This window comes from Pontixanthobacter sp. (assembly GCF_049682855.1).
In the GTDB taxonomy this organism is placed as follows: domain Bacteria; phylum Pseudomonadota; class Alphaproteobacteria; order Sphingomonadales; family Sphingomonadaceae; genus Pontixanthobacter.
Genome location: NZ_JBAUIK010000008.1, coordinates 12,948 through 29,914, shown reverse-complemented (window position 1 = coordinate 29,914; position 16,967 = coordinate 12,948). Strand labels below are relative to the sequence as shown.

General features: G+C 58.7%; 18 protein-coding genes. 13 read left to right on the top strand and 5 right to left on the bottom strand.

What is annotated here, in order from left to right:
- The first annotated feature begins 47 nt into the window (after window positions 1-47).
- Window positions 48-395 (top strand): hypothetical protein, encoded by a 348-nt coding sequence (locus tag WA922_RS03910; protein WP_424770371.1) that lies wholly within the window; start codon window positions 48-50, stop codon window positions 393-395.
- 219 nt (window positions 396-614) lie between these two features.
- Here WA922_RS03910 and WA922_RS03905 read toward each other — a convergent pair whose 3' ends face one another.
- Together WA922_RS03905 and WA922_RS03900 are read right to left on the bottom strand one after the other, a co-directional pair.
- Window positions 615-1,325 carry an anti-sigma factor family protein gene (locus WA922_RS03905; RefSeq protein ID WP_424770370.1) on the bottom strand — a complete coding sequence of 237 codons (711 nt, stop codon included), beginning with the start codon at window positions 1,323-1,325 and terminating at the stop codon, window positions 615-617.
- Window positions 1,322-1,786, bottom strand: a complete 465-nt coding sequence (locus WA922_RS03900; protein WP_424770369.1) for an RNA polymerase sigma factor — start codon at window positions 1,784-1,786, stop codon at window positions 1,322-1,324. Before WA922_RS03900 ends, WA922_RS03905 begins: the two co-directional genes overlap by 4 nt.
- A 104-nt stretch (window positions 1,787-1,890) precedes the next feature.
- Between WA922_RS03900 and WA922_RS03895 the strand changes: the two genes are divergently transcribed.
- From WA922_RS03895 to WA922_RS03880, 4 genes are all read left to right on the top strand, one after another.
- Complete coding sequence (locus tag WA922_RS03895) at window positions 1,891-3,147, top strand: S8 family serine peptidase (protein ID WP_424770368.1); 1,257 nt, start codon at window positions 1,891-1,893, stop codon at window positions 3,145-3,147.
- 106 nt (window positions 3,148-3,253) lie between these two features.
- Entirely contained in the window at window positions 3,254-4,153 is a 900-nt protein-coding gene (locus WA922_RS03890) for a hypothetical protein (RefSeq protein ID WP_424770367.1), read from the top strand.
- 257 nt (window positions 4,154-4,410) lie between these two features.
- Window positions 4,411-4,773, top strand: a complete 363-nt coding sequence (locus WA922_RS03885) for an arsenate reductase (protein ID WP_424770366.1) — start codon at window positions 4,411-4,413, stop codon at window positions 4,771-4,773.
- Complete coding sequence (locus WA922_RS03880) at window positions 4,752-5,807, top strand: glycerophosphodiester phosphodiesterase family protein (protein ID WP_424770365.1); 1,056 nt, start codon at window positions 4,752-4,754, stop codon at window positions 5,805-5,807. The genes WA922_RS03885 and WA922_RS03880 overlap by 22 nt, the downstream gene beginning before the upstream one ends.
- Before the next feature lie 24 nt (window positions 5,808-5,831).
- Here WA922_RS03880 and ubiG read toward each other — a convergent pair whose 3' ends face one another.
- Window positions 5,832-6,602 (bottom strand): bifunctional 2-polyprenyl-6-hydroxyphenol methylase/3-demethylubiquinol 3-O-methyltransferase UbiG, encoded by a 771-nt coding sequence (ubiG, locus tag WA922_RS03875; RefSeq protein WP_424770364.1) that lies wholly within the window; start codon window positions 6,600-6,602, stop codon window positions 5,832-5,834.
- A gap of 52 nt (window positions 6,603-6,654) precedes the next feature.
- Here ubiG and WA922_RS03870 point away from each other — a divergent pair, with 52 nt between their 5' ends.
- From WA922_RS03870 to purT, 4 genes are all read left to right on the top strand, one after another.
- On the top strand, window positions 6,655-7,926 hold the full coding sequence (locus WA922_RS03870) for an aspartate kinase (RefSeq protein ID WP_424770363.1): 1,272 nt from the start codon (window positions 6,655-6,657) through the stop codon (window positions 7,924-7,926).
- A gap of 99 nt (window positions 7,927-8,025) precedes the next feature.
- Window positions 8,026-8,289, top strand: a complete 264-nt coding sequence (locus tag WA922_RS03865) for a hypothetical protein (protein WP_424770362.1) — start codon at window positions 8,026-8,028, stop codon at window positions 8,287-8,289.
- A gap of 3 nt (window positions 8,290-8,292) precedes the next feature.
- Window positions 8,293-8,856: a dCTP deaminase gene (gene dcd, locus WA922_RS03860; protein ID WP_424770361.1), complete on the top strand. Its 564-nt coding sequence runs from the start codon at window positions 8,293-8,295 to the stop codon at window positions 8,854-8,856.
- A gap of 42 nt (window positions 8,857-8,898) precedes the next feature.
- The gene (purT, locus tag WA922_RS03855; protein WP_424770360.1) at window positions 8,899-10,086 is read left to right on the top strand and encodes a formate-dependent phosphoribosylglycinamide formyltransferase; all 1,188 of its coding nucleotides are present in this window, start codon (window positions 8,899-8,901) and stop codon (window positions 10,084-10,086) included.
- A gap of 228 nt (window positions 10,087-10,314) precedes the next feature.
- Here the strand turns inward: purT and katG are convergent, their stop codons facing one another.
- The gene (gene katG / locus WA922_RS03850; RefSeq protein ID WP_424770359.1) at window positions 10,315-12,501 is read right to left on the bottom strand and encodes a catalase/peroxidase HPI; all 2,187 of its coding nucleotides are present in this window, start codon (window positions 12,499-12,501) and stop codon (window positions 10,315-10,317) included.
- 188 nt (window positions 12,502-12,689) lie between these two features.
- Between katG and WA922_RS03845 the strand changes: the two genes are divergently transcribed.
- The 3 genes from WA922_RS03845 to WA922_RS03835 are packed head-to-tail and all read left to right on the top strand — an operon-like array spanning window position 12,690 to window position 15,375.
- The gene (locus WA922_RS03845; protein ID WP_424770358.1) at window positions 12,690-13,700 is read left to right on the top strand and encodes an NAD(P)H-dependent flavin oxidoreductase; all 1,011 of its coding nucleotides are present in this window, start codon (window positions 12,690-12,692) and stop codon (window positions 13,698-13,700) included.
- Window positions 13,701-13,716: 16 nt separating this feature from the next.
- The gene (gene purU / locus WA922_RS03840) at window positions 13,717-14,571 is read left to right on the top strand and encodes a formyltetrahydrofolate deformylase (protein ID WP_424770357.1); all 855 of its coding nucleotides are present in this window, start codon (window positions 13,717-13,719) and stop codon (window positions 14,569-14,571) included.
- Window positions 14,572-14,589: 18 nt separating this feature from the next.
- Window positions 14,590-15,375, top strand: a complete 786-nt coding sequence (locus tag WA922_RS03835; protein ID WP_424770356.1) for an SDR family NAD(P)-dependent oxidoreductase — start codon at window positions 14,590-14,592, stop codon at window positions 15,373-15,375.
- A gap of 4 nt (window positions 15,376-15,379) precedes the next feature.
- Here the strand turns inward: WA922_RS03835 and WA922_RS03830 are convergent, their stop codons facing one another.
- Complete coding sequence (locus tag WA922_RS03830) at window positions 15,380-16,177, bottom strand: LytTR family DNA-binding domain-containing protein (protein ID WP_424770355.1); 798 nt, start codon at window positions 16,175-16,177, stop codon at window positions 15,380-15,382.
- Window positions 16,178-16,420: 243 nt separating this feature from the next.
- On the opposite strand from WA922_RS03830, the gene WA922_RS03825 reads away from it, so the two are divergent.
- The gene (locus tag WA922_RS03825) at window positions 16,421-16,900 is read left to right on the top strand and encodes a DUF2306 domain-containing protein (RefSeq protein WP_424770354.1); all 480 of its coding nucleotides are present in this window, start codon (window positions 16,421-16,423) and stop codon (window positions 16,898-16,900) included.
- Window positions 16,901-16,967 lie beyond the last annotated feature (67 nt).

Below are 16,967 nucleotides of genomic sequence, written 5' to 3'. Positions count from 1 at the left end.
TGACCGGCCGCCCCGCGGTGGCCGCAGATCTGAATTGGAGACCAACTATGAAAAATACATTCGCCGCCATTATCGCATTTTCATTCGGCGCTGTTTCGATCGCCGCAAACGCGGCCGCGCCGCTTCTGATCGAGGAATCGCTGGCCCGCGAAGAAGAACAGCGGATCATCACCAACCCGATCGCAGGGATCGAGAATAATTTCTGGTTTGATTATCGCGGCGACATCAACGAAGCCCAGAAAGAACTGAGCAGTGATTTGAGGCGTGCCAGCGATATTGAGGATATTCGCGATGCGTGGGAAGAATACACGTTTGAACTGGCTGGCGAGCGCCGCCATTATGTCAAAGAAATGGCAGAGCGCGGATACCGTATGGGCAGCGTGACTGTCGGCTAAAATAATTGAGCGCCCCCATACACACATACACACGCGAAAGGGCCGGCAAATATGTGCCGGCCCTTTCTTTTTGCGCGGTGTCGGCGAAACCGGGGTGCGATACCGCACTGCGGATCGATCGCTGGGGCTGCACCGTCATATCCGGTCATATTGCACGCACCATATCCGGCGCAATCTTTGCGGACCGATATGTGTATCCGGTTGCCGGCCCGGCCAGCTTTACTGCCAGCCGTTCTTTTTGGCGGCGGCTTCCTCGGTTTCATCAAGCGCGGGGCCAACAGCCATATTCTGCGCAGCTGCCATCAGATCGGTCAGTGCATTGCCCGCCTGACGAAATTCGGTGCTGCGCTGTTCACCCGCTGATCCGGAGTGCCGGAGCTGCCAGCCGGACGGGTCACGGCAAGCAATACCTGATGCATCTGAGCCGCTAAATGCCCGGCAGAACTCCCCGCTCTCATTTCTAAAGCTCAGCAGGATCCGGGTATCCGCATCGCTGCCCTGGTCAGCGACCAGCTGGCTATTCAACGCTGCGGCCAGCTGCGCATTAGCATAGCCTTCAGCCCCATCTCCGCCGCGCGGCAGGAATATCGCCACTGCCAGCGACGCTGCAAGAGCAGGTCCTGCGATCCAGCCCCACCGTTTCAAAGGCACGCTATCGTCATTTGCGGCCATCGGCGCATGTGGCGTCTTGGCTGGCTGAAAATCGGCCACATTGTCATCCTTGCGCAACGGCGCGGTCAGGCGGTCCGGCAATGGCTGTTCCAGAATCGGCGCAAAATGCGCACCCAACTGCTGTTTCAGAGCGTTGTGCGCGGCAATATTCGCGGCCAGTTGAGGATCGGCTTCAATCATGGCGGCGATCTCCGCCTCGCGCGCACCGGCCAACTCGCCATCGGCAAAAGCGGCCAGTTCTTCGGGTGTGATCGTCATGATGCCTCTTTCAGAATATCCATCAGCGCGTCGCGCCCGCGCACCAGACGGGAATTGAGTGTGCCAACCGGGCACCCGACAATTCGGGCAGCTTCCTTGTATGAATAGCCTTCGACCATCACGAGCAGCACGGCTTCGCGCTGGTCCCCTGGCAATCTGGCCAGTGCACGGTCGACCTGGGTCAGTTCGACCTGCGCCTCCTGACCACCATCGCCGCCCACGGACAATCCGGCTTCCTCACCGACAAATGTCTGGCTCCGCCTGGTTGAGGCACGTCCTTCATCAATATAGATATTGCGCATAATTCGGTACATCCAGCTATCGAGCCGCGTGCCTTCCTGCCATTTCTGGCGATTGGTCAGCGCACGCTCGATCGTCATCTGGCAAAGATCATCACCGTCGGCGGAATTGCCTGCAAGTCCGATTGCGAACCGTCGCAGCCGGGGCAGAAATTCAAGCATATCCTGCTCAAAACGGTTACTCAGTGTCTTTGCCTTTCATGGATTAAACGGATGAGCTGGCCCGTTTCATCCATGCTTAATGCAATTTATGGAATTAAAAACCTATGCCGCAACATACGCCCGAGAAATTTTTCACATTCAGACGTGGGCTGGTCCTTTCGGCCGCTGCGATGATCGGCGCTGCGCCGGTTGCTGCGCAGTTAGGCGTCCCGCAAGTGGCGGTGCCGGATGCAGGCGATATTCTGCGCTCGGTTACTGATGACGTGGCCGATCTTGAAAGCAGGGCGGTTGAGCAGGTCGGGCGCCTGGCGCGGCAGCGGCTGCGCACCATCGATCGATTGGTCCGCCAGAACCCGGACAGCATCGATATTGATATCAATGGAGCGCCCGCGCGCCGCGGAGAGCTGCTGGTGATGGGCGCGGCGGGCGGCGACGTGGCGCGCGCGCAGGCGAACGGCTTTGCTATATTGGGCGAAACTGACATCGCCGAACTGGGATTTTCGGTCACCCGCATCTCGGCGCCAGAGGGAATGCGTCTGGCGGAAGCGGAAGCCGCCCTTGCCGCGCTGATGCCAGAAGCGGACATCAGCGCCGACACGCTGCACTTCACGCAGGGCAATCTATCGGTTGCCGCACAGACTGGCGGCGCTGTACCAACCGGCGGCAGCGTATCAGTACCGGTAGGCGTCATTGACGGGGCACCCGGTGCCGTGGTCGGTGCCGCATCTATCAAAGGTTTTGCCACAGGGGCGCCCGCTGCGAGCAATCACGGGAGCGCGGTTGCGTCATTGCTCAAGACAACGGGTATACGCACCGTGCATGTCGCCGATGTGTACGGGACCGATCCTGCAGGGGGCAACGCATTGGCCATTGCGCGCGGGCTGGGCTGGCTGGTATCAAAGGGCAGCCGGGTTATCACGATAAGTCTGGTCGGCCCGCCAAACGCTGTGGTCCAAAGGGCGATCACCGCAGCGCAGCGAACAGGCGTGGTGGTGGTGGCAGCGGTTGGCAATGATGGCCCCGCTGCACCCGCAGCCTATCCGGCATCATATGGCAATGTGGTTGCGGTTACCGGGGTGGACCGGCGCAACCGGCCGCTGATCGAAGCGGGGCGCGCATTACATCTCGATTATGCCGCACCGGGGGCTGATGTTTACGCGCTCGATGTGAAAGGGCGGCGGGCGAAATTGCGCGGTACCTCTTTTGCGACGCCGCTCGTGGCGGCACGGATTGCTGCGGCCCTCCCGCGCGGGGGAAACTGGCGCCGCACGCTTAATGCCCAGGCACTGGACCTTGGCAAAAAGGGCCCGGACCGCATCTATGGCAACGGTTTGATCTGCGCGGGATGCGCCCGCAAATAGAAAGAACAAAAAATACCGTCATGATGATGCATTAAATCAGACCCGCAATCCGTTGTGTCCCTGAGCGGGAGGACGTTCCCGCTGAGACTGTAAGGAAGGACACATAATGAAAGCTCTATTTCTCGCCGCATCGGCGCTCACTCTCATCTCGGTACCGGCGCAAGCGCAGCTTCTTGGCGGCAGCGGCGGCCTGGGCGGTAATCTTGGCGGCACTCTGGGCGGGGCCATTGGATCGGGCATGGAATCGTCCGCGCCGGTGCGCACTGTTACCCGCACGGTGCGCACAGCGACCGATTCGGCTGACAGCACCACGCGCGGGGCGGTTGATGGAAATGCTGCAACATCGGGCAACCAGAATATCGACCGCAGCAATGGCAGTGTCAGCGCCAGCCGTAGCGTGAATGGCGGAGTGACCGGCAATGTTTCGCAGCTCGCCAATATCCCTATGACGACCGCTGGTGGGGAAGCGTCGGGCGGCGGCGAAGCATCGGGTAGCGGCAGCGCGCAGGCTCAACTGATCGGAACGGACACCCTTTCGGGCGTAGCGGATGGCGGCGCATCCCGGGTGCAAAACAGTGCGCGCACCCTTCGCGATTCGGCCGCACCGGCAGCACGGCGTGCGGCGGGCGCTGCTGCGCCTTTGCCATCGGCAGCGATGGGTAGCATTGCGGGCACCATTGCGGGCAGCGGTGCGGGTCAGGCGGGCGGTAACGGGGGAATGAATTTTGTGCCATTGGCAGTCGCTGGCAGCGGCGCAGCCAGCGGGCAGGGCGCATTTGGTGTCGCTCCGGGCATGGATGTGCTGGCCCCGTCAGGTGAACCTATCGGCCAGGTGCGCGAATTGGTGGCCAATGGCCGGGGCGAGATTGAGCAAGTCCTCGTCGATGCACAGGGCACCCGCACGCTGGTCCCCGCAGAGCAATTCTCTGCGCGTGGCGGCGCGCTGGTAATGGGTTCGGGCGAGGGCGAGATCGGTCAAAATGCGCGCGAGCCAGACATGCGATAGGCGGCCGTCCACACCGCTAACCGATCAGATAGCGGGATAACAGGAAGAGCATCCGGGCGTCTTGTCTGGGTGCTCTTTCTTGATTTGGCGCGGGTTTGGCCGCCGATATTGGCGGATTGGCTTTTGCGTATCTCACATGGGATGGTTTGCCGCATGCCTGCTTTCCTCTTTAGGACAGTGGCACTATGCGGTGCATGGCAAGATGAAATACCCGCTCCCGTCATCTCCCCATTTTGATAAAATCGGAAAAACAACCAATGACCACTATCACTGTGTATGGCATTCCCGGCTGCGACACGATCAAGAAAGCACGCACATGGCTGGATGCGCATGGCATCGCTTACACTTTCCATGATTATAAAAAGGAAGGGGCCGACGCGGATCGGCTTTCCGCATGGGTCGATGCCAAGGGTGTCGATGTCGTGCTCAATAAACGCGGCACGGCGTTTCGCAAGCTTGGCAGCGCAGACAAGAATGCTATCGATGCGCCCAAAGCTGTCACATTGATGACTGATAACCCCAGTATGATCAAACGGCCCGTAGCCGAGTATGCCAATGGTTGCGGGGGCGGTTTGCTGGTTGGTTTCAAGGAAGATGAATGGTCCGCTGCTTTATTGTGAGCCTGATTGCGCTGGCGGGGACAATCATGGCCCCTGCATCTTTCGCCCGGGATGCCGGCAATGACATGCTGATTATCGCGCATCGCGGGGCCAGCGGTGAACGGCCCGAACATACGCTGGCCGCATATGAGCGGGCGATCGATCAGGGCGCCGATTACATAGAGCCCGATCTGGTCGTGACCAGCGACGGCGTGCTGATATCGCGGCACGAGAACGAAATATCCGGCACCACTGATGTGGCAACCCGCCCAGAGTTTGACGATCGCCGCCGCAGCAAAACCATCGATGGTCAGTTGATTTCCGGCTATTTCGCGGAGGATTTCACGCTTTCCGAATTGCGAACTTTGCGCGCGAAGGAGCGTTTGCCCGCAATACGCCGCACGAACGCGGATTTTGACGGTCTGTATCAGGTGCCAACGTTCAAGGAAGTGGTGGCTTTGGTGCGGGCGAAGGAGAAAGCTCTTGGGCGGCGCATAGGCCTTTATCCGGAACTGAAGCATCCCGATTTCCTATTGCAGGAGGAGGGCATTGATCTGGTCGATCTGCTGCTTGCCGAATTGAAAGAATTGGGCATCTCGCCCGCCGATCCGATATTCATCCAGTGTTTTGAAATCGGGCCGCTACAGCGGTTGAACCAGCGCAGCGATTTCACACTGGTGCAGCTCATTTCGGATGAAGGCGGCCCGGCAGACGAGCCTGCACTGACCTATGCCGAAATGGCCACGCCCAGCGGCCTTGCCGATATCGCTGCCTATGCCGATGTGGTGGGTGTGCATTTTAATCTGGTCCTGAAGGCCGATGGCAACCCGGCTGATCTTGCGGATAATGCCAAAGCTGCGGGCCTTGGCGGCGTTCACGCCTGGACCGTGCGCAAGGAAAATATCTTTCTGCCGCCTGCATTGCGCAGCAATGGCGCAGAGGCCGCGACGGGTAATGACCGCGCGCTGATGGACAGGCTCGCCGCGGCCGGTGTCACGGGTATTTTCACCGACGATCCGGTTCGGGCGGCGGCATGGCGGGAGGCGCAGGAATAGCAGCGCCACCATATCTGCGCGCTTTTATACCATCCGCGCCGTGGCAATGTAATTCAGTGCCAGATTGCCCGATAGATGCAGACCTTTCACCGGGTTGAATGCGATACCCGTGGGCTCGCCCATTTCCATGCCGATATCTGCCAGCACACCGCGCAATTCATCGGGCGTGATAAAATCCTGCCAATGATGCGTGCCTTTGGGGATCATGCCGACGGCCTCCGCGCCTTCGACCAGCAGCAGCCGCGATGCTGCCGTGCGGTTCGGCGTTGACAAAACCATCAATCCGCCCGGGGCGAGCCGGTCCTTCAATTCGCGCAGGAAATTCCGTTTATCCGCGACATGTTCGATCACTTCCATGCTGGTGACCAGATCAAACGTGCCGATATTCTGCGCGCCAATCTCACCCGCAATATAGCGAATATCGAGGCTGGCGCCCTCTGCATGATGCGCGGCGGCAATAGTGTTTTCAGGCGCAGCATCCACCCCGGTCACCGTACCGCCCATGCGCGCCAATGGCTCGCACAGCAGCCCCGCGCCGCAGCCGACATCGAGCACTGTCCTGCCAGCAAGCGGTGTGACACTGCGTATATCACCGCCCCAATGCATATCGATCGCCTCGCGAATATAGCGCAGCCGTACCGGATTGAGCCGGTGCAGCATGGCCGATGATCCTTGTGGATCCCACCAATCCGCAGCCAGCGCCCCAAAATGCGCTGCCTCGTCAGGACGGATCGTGGCCCCTTTGCTTGAGGGGGCTAAAGACAAGTTTGTGCTGCTTACAGTTGCATCGCTCATCAGGCGACCTTAACACCGCCGCGAAACTCGCACCAGTACAGGATAACGCAGCTTGGCGCGCATAGTGATGAAATTTGGCGGCACGTCGATGGCCGGGACGGAACGCATTCGCCGCGTGGCGAGTATTGTCCGCCGTCAGCAAGCCGCCGGCCATGAGGTCGCGGTTGTCGTCTCTGCGATGGCGGGGGAGACAGACCGGCTGGTCAATTTCTGCCGCGAGGCGAATGCTCTGCATGATCCGGCAGAATATGATGTGGTTGTGGCCAGCGGGGAGCAGGTGACCTCGGGTCTGCTCGCGCTGACACTGCAATCGCTGGGATGCAAGGCGCGCAGCTGGCTCGGCTGGCAAATGCCGCTGCGGACGGTTGAGGCGCATTCCAAAGCGCGCGTTGAAACTATCGATGCGCCCGAATTGGTCGCTTCGCTGGAACGCGGCGAAATTGCGGTTATTCCGGGTTTTCAGGGGGTGTCGCATGATGGGCGGATCACCACGCTGGGGCGCGGCGGATCGGATACCTCGGCGGTGGCGGTGGCCGCTGCGATCGGCGCGGACCGGTGCGATATTTATACCGATGTGGACGGGGTCTACACTACCGATCCGCGCATCGTGGCCAAGGCCCGCAAGCAAAAAGCGGTCACCTATGAAGAAATGCTGGAGCTGGCCTCTGTCGGGGCGAAAGTTCTGCAAACCCGCTCTGTCGGGCTGGCGATGAAAGAAGGGGTCCGGGTCCAGGTCCTTTCCAGTTTCCTGGGCGACGATGCCCCACCGGCGGATGATTTGCCGGGCACTTTGATTGTCTCCGATGAAGAGATGAACGCAATTTTGGAGGAAGGCGATATGGAACGCCAGCACGTAACCGGTATCGCGCATGACAAGAACGAAGCGAAAATCATCCTCACCCGCGTGCCCGACAAACCCGGCGCGGTGGCCAATATTTTCGCACCGCTGGCGGGCGCATCGATCAATGTCGATATGATCATTCAAAATGTTGGCCGCGACAAGGGTGAAACGGACGTGACCTTTACCGTGCCGCAGGTTGATCTGGCACGGGCGCAGGCTCTGCTGGAAGATCAGCGCGATGCCATCGGCTTCAACCGGATCATTACGGATGATCACATCGCCAAAATCAGCGTGGTCGGTGTCGGCATGAAAAGCCATGCCGGTGTCGCCAGCACGATGTTCAAATCCCTGGCGGATCGGGGCATCAATATTCAGGCAATCACGACGTCGGAAATCAAAGTGAGCGTGATTATCGACGAAGACGAGACCGAGCTGGCCGTGCGGGTGCTGCACACGGCTTACGGGCTGGATGCGGCGGAATAATGTTGCCTTTTTGTTCCATAAGACTAATCTGTGGATGACCGCCGCCATGGCTCAGCATTTAGTGAAACACCATGCTACTTGGTCGTATAGGAGAGATATATGTGGTTACAAATTTCAAAGACTGAGCCTGCAATTCATCCCAGTGAAGTCATCGCTACGATCAACACCACGGTTGGCGAAGAAATGATTATCATTGATAAAGACTCAGTCTTTGATTCCCTGCTGGAAGTTGGGGAACCTATCGCTAATGGGGGCGACTCTGTTCTTATTGAATTGCCACGTGAAACTATGAAAGGTCTCTGGCGCATTCGGGTTCCGAAAGATGCGCTTTCTCCATCCCGATCTGAAGCTGCAACGGCATAGGCGATGATTTTAACCGACAGGGAAATTCAGATTGCTCTTGATCAGCAGCTAATTCGCATCGATCCGCCGCCAAACGGTGATGCGTATAGTTCGACAAGCATTGATTTAACTCTCGGTTCGACAATCAGCGTTTTCTCCGCTTTGACTGATGGTTTGTATCAGGAAGTTGACCCTGGTTCAGATGGTTTCCAGCCAGCGTCGGTCATAAAAGCACTGACTACCACACAGGACATTGATGGGGGCGGTTTTCTTTTGCAGCCGGGCGAGCTCGTTTTGGCCTGGACAAAAGAAAAAGTAGGTCTTGACCTTAAGGCAAAAATCGCCGCTCGGGTGGAAGGCAAAAGTTCTCTGGCGCGCTTTGGTATAGCTGTGCATATCACGGCTCCTACCATTCACGCAGGTTTCAGCGGACTGATCCAACTTGAAGTGATCAATCACGGCCGTGTACCCCTGCGATTGAGGCCGGGAATGAAGTTCTGCCAGCTGATTTTTGAACAGACCCTTGGTACACCTGCAAAGGGATATAAAGGCAGGTTTTATGAGCAAGATTCCGAGCTGTTCAATTGATATGAGCATATGCTGGCTGCCCTTTGCTGTGGCAGGTTGAAGATGCCCCACACAGCAAAAATCCTCCTGCTTGGTTCCGGCGAATTGGGCCGTGAATTTGTCATCTCGGCCAAGCGGCTGGGGGCCTATGTCATTGCCTGCGATGCCTATGACAACGCGCCCGCGATGCAGCTATCCGACACGCGCGAAGTGTTTTCGATGCTCGATGGGGACGCGCTAAGAGCTGCGATTACCAAGCACGCGCCCGATTATGTGGTGCCCGAAATAGAGGCGATCCGGACCGAAGTGCTGGCCGATTTGGAAGCGGAAGGCGTCAATATCGTCCCCTCTGCCCGCGCCGCGCAGCTGACCATGAACCGCGATGCGATCCGCGATGTGGCAGCGCAGGAATTGGGCCTGGCCACGTCGCGGTATAAATATGCCGAGAGCCTGGAGGACGTGCTGGCGGGCGCGGAATTTACCGGACTGCCTTGCGTCATAAAACCGGTCATGTCCTCTAGCGGGAAAGGGCAAAGCACTGTGCGTAGCGTCAATGAATTATCCGCTGCGTGGGACTATGCCGCTGCCAATATGCGCGGTGACCGCAAGCGGGTGATTGTCGAACAGTTTGTTGATTTCGATTATGAGATTACGCTGCTGACCGTGCGGCATAAAGATGGGGTGAGCTTCTGCCCGCCCATCGGTCACCGGCAGGAACGCGGTGATTATCAGGAAAGCTGGCAGCCCGCGCCGATGTCGGCTGCCGCGATTGCTACAGCGCAACATATGGCGCGCAAAGCGGTCAATGCTCTGGCCGGAGGCGGGGCGGGGTACGGTCTGTTCGGAGTGGAATTTTTCGTGGTCAGAAATGATCAAGGCGTCGAAGAGGTGATCTTTTCCGAACTCAGCCCGCGTCCGCATGATACCGGCATGGTCACTTTGCTGAGCCAGAACCTCACTGAATTCGATCTTCATGCGCGCGCTATTATGGGCCTGCCCGTGCCCGATATGATCCGCGCGCGGCCTTCCGCCAGCGCAGTGATATTGGCGGACCGCGACAGTGAAGCCCTAAGCTATTCCGGCCTAGCCGAAGCGATGGCAGAGGGCGCGGATATCCGTATTTTCGGCAAACCGACTTCGCGCCCGTATCGGCGGATGGGCGCGGCGCTGGCATGCGCGGGCACCACAGATGAGGCCCGCCGCATCGCGAGAGATGCCGCGGGCAAAGTCGTGATTGGCTATGGCAATTAGGCCGGCAGCAGAAGATTTATCGGGCGGTCCGGCCGCAGGGAGGCGGCAATGCCCGCTTGCAGCTGCCCAATATCTTTAAGGCACCCGCGCCGCACAGTGCGAAACGGTGCCGCGCCAAAGCCAAAGCGCGACGGCTGGTGTTGATGGCGCTTGTGACAAAAAGCCTCCCCATAGCGGACTAGGGGGAGGCTCCTTGCGACCCGTTACGGGTTCAGTTTTGATCGCCGTTCAGGCGATGTCGAAACGGTCAGCATCCATCACTTTGGTCCATGCGGATACGAATGTATCAAGGAACAGCTGCTCATTGCCGCTTTCCGCAAACGTTTCAGCCTGCGCGCGCAATTGCGAGTTGGAACCGAAGACTAGATCAGTCCGGGTTGCCCGGAACTTCTCGGTGCCGGTCGCGCGGTCGCGGCCGACAAATTCCTCGTCACCGCTATCGTCAACCACTTCCCATTTATTGCCCATATCGAGCAGGTTCACGAAGAAGTCTGTCGTCAGCTGGCCTGCACGGTCGGTCAACACGCCGTGGCCGGTATTACCCGCCACCGCGCCAAGTGCCCGCATGCCGCCAACCAGCGCAGTCATTTCAGGCATCGACAGGCCCAGCAGATGCGCCTTGTCCACCAGCAATTCTTCCGTCTTCACGCTGGCTTTGCTTTTGAGATAGTTGCGGAAACCATCGGCAAACGGCTCCAACGGTTCGAAGCTTTCCGCATCGGTGTGCTCGTCAGTCGCATCGCCGCGGCCGGTCGTCACATTTACCGACACGCTGCTTCCTGCATCGCTGGCGGCTTTCTCGATCGCTGCGGCACCAGCCAGAACAATCGCATCCGCCATCGACAGATCGCCCCGAATACCGTCCAGTGCGGTGAGCACTTTGTCCAGCTCTTCCGGATCATTCGCAGCCCAGCCTTTTTGCGGGGCCAGACGAACGCGGGCACCGTTGGCACCGCCGCGGTGGTCCGAATTGCGATAGGTTGATGCCGATGCCCAAGCGGCTTTCACCAGCCCGGCAATGCTCAGGCCGCTATCCAGAACCTTGGCTTTGAAATCTGCGACTGCGGTATCCGATGGCACGCTGCCTGCCGGAACCGGGTCCATCCAGATCAGCGTTTCTTCGGGTACTTCAGGACCGTGATACCGGGCTTTTGGCCCCATATCGCGGTGGCACAGTTTGAACCATGCCCGGGCAAAGGCATCATCCAACGCCGCCTGGTCATTACGGAACCGTTCGGAAATCTTGCGATATTCCGGATCCATTTTCAGCGCCATGTCCGCCGTTGTCATCATGGTCGGGACCTTCTTCGACGGATCGCGTGCGTCCGGCGCCATGTCCTCTTCCTTCTGGCCGATCGGCTGCCACTGCTGGGCACCGGCTGGCGAATGCACCAGCTCGTAGTCATAATCCATCAGCAGACGGAAATAATCGCCGTTCCAGCTTGTCGGTGTGTTCGTCCACGGGCCTTCAATACCAGATGTCGTGATATGGCCTTTGCCGATTTCCTCTTCATCGGTCAGCCAGCCGAACCCCTGAAGCGCCAACGCCTCTGATTCCGGCGATTCGCCGAAACTGTCGGATGGTTTCGCGCCATGCGCCTTGCCGAATGCGTGGCCGCCCGCGGTCAGCGCCACGGTTTCCTCGTCATTCATCGCCATCCGGGCGAATGTCTCGCGCATGTCGCGTGCCGACAGCAGCGGGTCAGGGTTAACGCCCGGCCCTTCTGGGTTCACGTAAATCAGGCCCATCTGAATGGCTGCGAGCGGGCCTTCGATCTCCCACTCCTTGTCCGGCTGGATACGGGTTTCCGCGCCTGTATCCACCCACAGCTCTTCGGTACCCCAATAGACGGTTTCAGGTTCGAACACGTCCTTGCGGCCGCCGCCAAAACCAAACACCGGTCCGCCCATGCTTTCAATGGCAACATTGCCGGTCAGGATGAACAGATCAGCCCAGCTGATATGCTTGCCGTATTTCTGCTTGATCGGCCATAACAGGCGGCGTGCCTTGTCGAGGTTGCCATTATCCGGCCAGCTGTTGAGCGGAGCAAAGCGTTGCTGACCGCTGCTTGAACCACCACGGCCATCGCCGGTACGGTAAGTGCCGGCTGCGTGCCATGCCATACGGATGAAGAACGGACCGTAATGGCCGTAATCTGCGGGCCACCAGGGCTGGTCATCGGTCATCAAAGCGGTCAGATCGGCTTTCAATGCTGTGTAGTCGATCGCATTGAACGCTTCGGCATAATCGAAATCATCGCCTTGCGGATCGACCGATCCGCCGTTCTGGCGCAAAACGTCTACCTGAACGGCATCTGGCCACCAGTCTTTGTTGGTCCGGCCGTGAAGGTTACGGACTTCCCCCTTGGCCGCGCTGAACGGGCACCCTGAAATTTGTGGATCTGCTTCTGCCATTATGGACTCCTGTTAGAATTTTCGCACTATACCAACCCGTGATAGCGCGATTCTTTCCATTTAGCGAACCGATTAATAGCATTAGTATGATCGACTAAAGCGATTTATCGGGCGTGATCCCGCGACACGGGTTCTTGCCCCTGCCACGGGTAGGCCGTACAGCGCGGGATACGTTATGCGGAGCCACTATGAGCCATTTTTCAAGCACAGCCAGACTGATGAAACGCGGAACCGATTTTCTCGGCACTGACTATGCGATCCTGTGCGGTGCAATGAGCTGGGTTTCCGAACGCCAGCTGGTGTCGGCAATCAGCAATGCGGGCGGTTTTGGGGTGATTGCCTGCGGCGCAATGACTCCCGATCTGCTCGATGCGGAAATTGCCGCCACCAGGGCGCTGACCGGGAAACCTTTTGGCGTGAATCTGATCACCATGCATCCGCAATTGCCCGATCTGATAGCGGTCTGCGCGAAACACGGGGTTACGCATGTGGTGCTGGCTGGCGGCATTCCGCCCAAAGGCAGTGTCGAGGCGATCAAGGCGTTCGGTGCCAAAGTCATCGTATTCGCACCGACTTTGGCGCTGGCGAAAAAGCTGCTGCGCAGCGGCGGTGATGCTCTGGTGATCGAGGGGATGGAGGCGGGCGGCCATATCGGCCCGGTTTCGACCAGCGTTCTGGCGCAGGAATTTCTGCCCGCTCTGGCCGAGGATCATCTGGTGTTTGTCGCTGGCGGCATTGGCCGGGGCGAGGCGATTGCCAGCTATCTGGAAATGGGCGCGGTGGGGGTGCAATTGGGTACGCGCTTTGCCTGCGCGGTAGAAAGCATCGCCCATGCAAATTTCAAGAAGGCATTTTTCCGCGCCAATGCCCGCGATGCCGTCAGCAGTGTTCAGGTCGACCCGCGCCTGCCGGTTATTCCGGTGCGTGCGCTGAAAAATAGAGGTTCGGAGGAATTTACCGCCAAACAGATCGAAGTCGCGAAAATGCTCGATGCGGGCGAGATCGAAATGGGTGAGGCGCAATTGCAGATCGAGCATTTCTGGGCGGGCGCTTTGCGCCGCGCGGTCGTGGAGGGCGATGTGGAAAGCGGGTCGATCATGGCCGGGCAATCGGTGGGCATGCTCAAAACCGAAGAGCCGGTGGCGGATATCATGCAGGAACTCATGACCCAAAGCGAAGCGGCGCTGCGCCGCAGCTAAGCGCGCAATTTGCAGCATGACCCAGCCGCTTATCCTTACTCTGTCCTGCGCAGACCAGCCCGGTATCACCGCGCGGGTGACCAATTTTCTGTTCCAGCGCGGGGGCAATGTGCTGGAGGCGCAGCAATTTAACGACCAGACCAGCGATGCGTTTTTCATGCGCGTGGAATTTGACCCGGGGGGCGCCGACCGGCGCGCATTGCGTGCAGATTTCGCGGCAATCGCAGACGCGTTCGGGATGCAGTGGACACTCGGTTTGCGCGACCGGCCGAGGCGGGTGCTGATCATGGTCAGCAAATTTGACCATTGTCTTGCCAGCCTGCTCTATCGCTGGCGGATTGGCGAATTACCGATGGATCCGGTGGCAATCATTTCCAACCATCCCGCCGAAGCGATCAGCCATACCGATCTTTCTGGTCTGCCGTTTCACCATCTGCCGGTGACGCGCCAGACCAAGGCGGATCAGGAAGCGCAGGTGCGCGCAATAGCCGCAGAAACGCGTGCGGAGCTGGTCGTGCTGGCGCGTTATATGCAAATCCTGTCGGACGAACAGGCGGCGCATTTTGCCGGGCGCTGCATCAATATCCACCACAGTTTTCTGCCCGGTTTCAAAGGGGCCAAGCCGTATCACCAGGCCCATGCGCGCGGGGTGAAAATGATTGGTGCAACCGCCCATTACGTCACTGCCGATCTGGATGAGGGGCCGATTATTCACCAATCGGTGGAAGCGATCTCTCACGGGAGCAGCCCCGATGATCTGGTCCGCAAAGGCCGCGATATCGAAAGCCGCGTCCTGGCGGAGGCCGTCCGCCTGCACCTGGAAGAACGCGTTCTGCTAAACCGTGGGCGCACCGTTATATTCGGTGGATAGACACAGAAAGATACCGGCATGAGCGATTACCCGATGCCCAATATTTCCGCCGATCTTTGCGGGCGGGTGGCTCTGGTTACCGGCGCTTCCTCTGGGCTTGGTAAACGCTTTGCGCGTGTTCTGGCAAGCCAAGGGGCAGCGGTCGCATTATGTGCGCGGCGGGCGGACCGGCTGGATGCGCTGGTGGCGGCAATCACCGGTGCGGGCGGCACGGCGATTGCCGTCCCGATGGACGCGCTGGATGCAGATGCCTTGGTGGGTGCTGTGGATGCGGCGGAGGCTGCGCTGGGCCCGGTTGATATTCGGGTCAATAATGCCGGCATGCCCGATGCAATGCGCGCGCATAAAATGCCGGCCGCGCTGGTCGATCAGGTGCTCGGCGTAAATCTGCGGGCACCGTGGCTGCTATCCTGCGAAGTCGCGCGGCGGCTGATCAATGCCAGGACGCCCGGCAATATCGTCAATATCAGCTCGGCCGCGCATTACCGTTATGATGGCGGCGGTGCGGCGCTCTATGCCGTCACCAAAAGCGCGATTGCCCGCATGACCGAGGCGCTGAGCGTGGAATGGGCCTATGCGGGTATCAACGTCAACGCGATTGCGCCGGGCATGTTTGTTTCCGAAATGACCGACGGGATGTTCGCCCGCATTGGTGACCCGAGCGAGCATGTTGCCCGAAGGCGCGTGCCGGTGGCGGCGCAATTGGATTCGACATTGCTCTATCTGGTCAGCCCGGCGAGCGAATGCGTGACCGGTGCGATTATCAAAGTGGATGACGGACAAAGCGCGAGAATGAAATTGTAACGCGTTAATCCAGCCAGCCTGCCGCGCGGACCTTGGCCACGTTTCGTCTGGATACAGGGGCCTTTATTCCGCAAGGTAGCGTAAGAGTAATATTGCGCCCGTTGCGGGTATGGCCGAATACTGCGGGCTGCGCGACCCACCAACTGCGATGGGTTTGCAGGCCGGTATCGCGGCCGATCAGCGCGATCGCGTCAGACAGTTTCATCAGCAACATTTCGCTGTACGCTGGTACGCTATGCTGGAAAGCGTGGACGCGGATATAATGATCCTCAACTGACAGCGCGACAATCGGTCCAAAACCGGCAGGCAGTTTTCGATGCAATAGTGTGTTTGAAAGCCCCGCTGGTTTGGTGCGAGCATTCTCGTCACTAGGCCGGGCAGTATTCGCCCGCGCAGAATGATTGGCCGCGCGGTAATAGATCAGCCAGAATAATACAAAAAATACCAAACCCAATCCGAGTGTCTGGAGATAGCTCCAGATGGATAATTCCGCCTGAACAAGACTCGATCGTGAACCGTGTGCTAGCCAGCTTTGCACAATCAGGATCAGACCGCCCAGCAAAGGGGTCGCGAGCAGGTAGGAAAATATGTCCGAAATCCCCAACAGCTGAGTAACTTCGCGCATCGCAATTACGATCAATCTAAACACAGCCCAAGCGGTTATCAACCCGCCAATCCAGTACAGGAACCGGACGCCAAGAGGCAAAGCATCGGTGCCAAATGGACCGAGCAAAGCCAGCCCTAAGCCAGCCAGAGCTATCACACCTATCTCGGCGATATAATTGGTTAGCGGGCGATCCATCGCATCCGGTCCATATTTTGCCGCTTCGTGAATGGGCGAGTGGTAAATGTGCTGCTCCGCCCGCGTATCAGCGCGGCCATTCGCGTAGTCTGAGTTGAGCCAGTTATCACGATCACCATCATGTCGGCAATTCTCAACGCTGCCAAGATGGAATGATATATGAAGAATGGAAACAATTTCGCGCGCACGCACAAAGCCGGTGGTTCACAAAGACGAGGGCGACCCGGCGTCTGGATAACAGCGGTGATAACGGTTATCATCACGCTTCTGCTGACTGTTCTCTCCGGCTTCACTGGCGGTTTCGCTGCCTATTCGCAGGCGGACGGAGAGACTGCAGACAATATAGCTGTGACTATACCGATCGTGATCCATTTGGCCACTGTGCTGCCGAGCCTGGTGATCGGGGGCATGCTGCTCGCGCGTAAGAAAGGCGATCGGCTGCATAAGGTTTTGGGCCGCACCTACGCCGTTTTGATGGTGGTCACAGCCATCACCAGTTTCTGGATCGGCAGGCCGGGCACAGGCATTGCAGGCAGCGGATACAGCTTCATCCACGCTTTCGCAGTGCTTACGCTGATCAGTATTCCGTGGGCTGTCCATGCCGCGCGCACGGGAAATGTCGCCAGTCATGAAGCGACCATGCGCGGACTGTATGTCGGGCTTGTCATCGCCGGGTTGTTCGCGCTGCTGCCCGGGCGGTTGCTAGCAAATCTGGTGTTTTAATTTGGGCAGAGGATATGAAAAGGGCGGCATCATTTGCAGAACACCGCCCCATCATTTCAGATGAAAA

Excerpts from the sequence above, each read along its gene's own strand:
- WA922_RS03910 (WP_424770371.1), top strand. The coding sequence starts at position 48 with ATGAAAAATACATTCGCCGCCATTATCGCATTTTCATTCGGCGCTGTT.
- WA922_RS03905 (WP_424770370.1), bottom strand. The coding sequence starts at position 1,325 with ATGACGATCACACCCGAAGAACTGGCCGCTTTTGCCGATGGCGAGTTG.
- WA922_RS03900 (WP_424770369.1), bottom strand. The coding sequence starts at position 1,786 with ATGCTTGAATTTCTGCCCCGGCTGCGACGGTTCGCAATCGGACTTGCA.
- WA922_RS03895 (WP_424770368.1), top strand. The coding sequence starts at position 1,891 with ATGCCGCAACATACGCCCGAGAAATTTTTCACATTCAGACGTGGGCTG.
- WA922_RS03890 (WP_424770367.1), top strand. The coding sequence starts at position 3,254 with ATGAAAGCTCTATTTCTCGCCGCATCGGCGCTCACTCTCATCTCGGTA.
- WA922_RS03885 (WP_424770366.1), top strand. The coding sequence starts at position 4,411 with ATGACCACTATCACTGTGTATGGCATTCCCGGCTGCGACACGATCAAG.
- WA922_RS03880 (WP_424770365.1), top strand. The coding sequence starts at position 4,752 with ATGGTCCGCTGCTTTATTGTGAGCCTGATTGCGCTGGCGGGGACAATC.
- ubiG (WP_424770364.1), bottom strand. The coding sequence starts at position 6,602 with ATGAGCGATGCAACTGTAAGCAGCACAAACTTGTCTTTAGCCCCCTCA.
- WA922_RS03865 (WP_424770362.1), top strand. The coding sequence starts at position 8,026 with ATGTGGTTACAAATTTCAAAGACTGAGCCTGCAATTCATCCCAGTGAA.
- dcd (WP_424770361.1), top strand. The coding sequence starts at position 8,293 with ATGATTTTAACCGACAGGGAAATTCAGATTGCTCTTGATCAGCAGCTA.
- purT (WP_424770360.1), top strand. The coding sequence starts at position 8,899 with ATGCCCCACACAGCAAAAATCCTCCTGCTTGGTTCCGGCGAATTGGGC.
- katG (WP_424770359.1), bottom strand. The coding sequence starts at position 12,501 with ATGGCAGAAGCAGATCCACAAATTTCAGGGTGCCCGTTCAGCGCGGCC.
- WA922_RS03845 (WP_424770358.1), top strand. The coding sequence starts at position 12,690 with ATGAGCCATTTTTCAAGCACAGCCAGACTGATGAAACGCGGAACCGAT.
- purU (WP_424770357.1), top strand. The coding sequence starts at position 13,717 with ATGACCCAGCCGCTTATCCTTACTCTGTCCTGCGCAGACCAGCCCGGT.
- WA922_RS03835 (WP_424770356.1), top strand. The coding sequence starts at position 14,590 with ATGAGCGATTACCCGATGCCCAATATTTCCGCCGATCTTTGCGGGCGG.
- WA922_RS03830 (WP_424770355.1), bottom strand. The coding sequence starts at position 16,177 with ATGGATCGCCCGCTAACCAATTATATCGCCGAGATAGGTGTGATAGCT.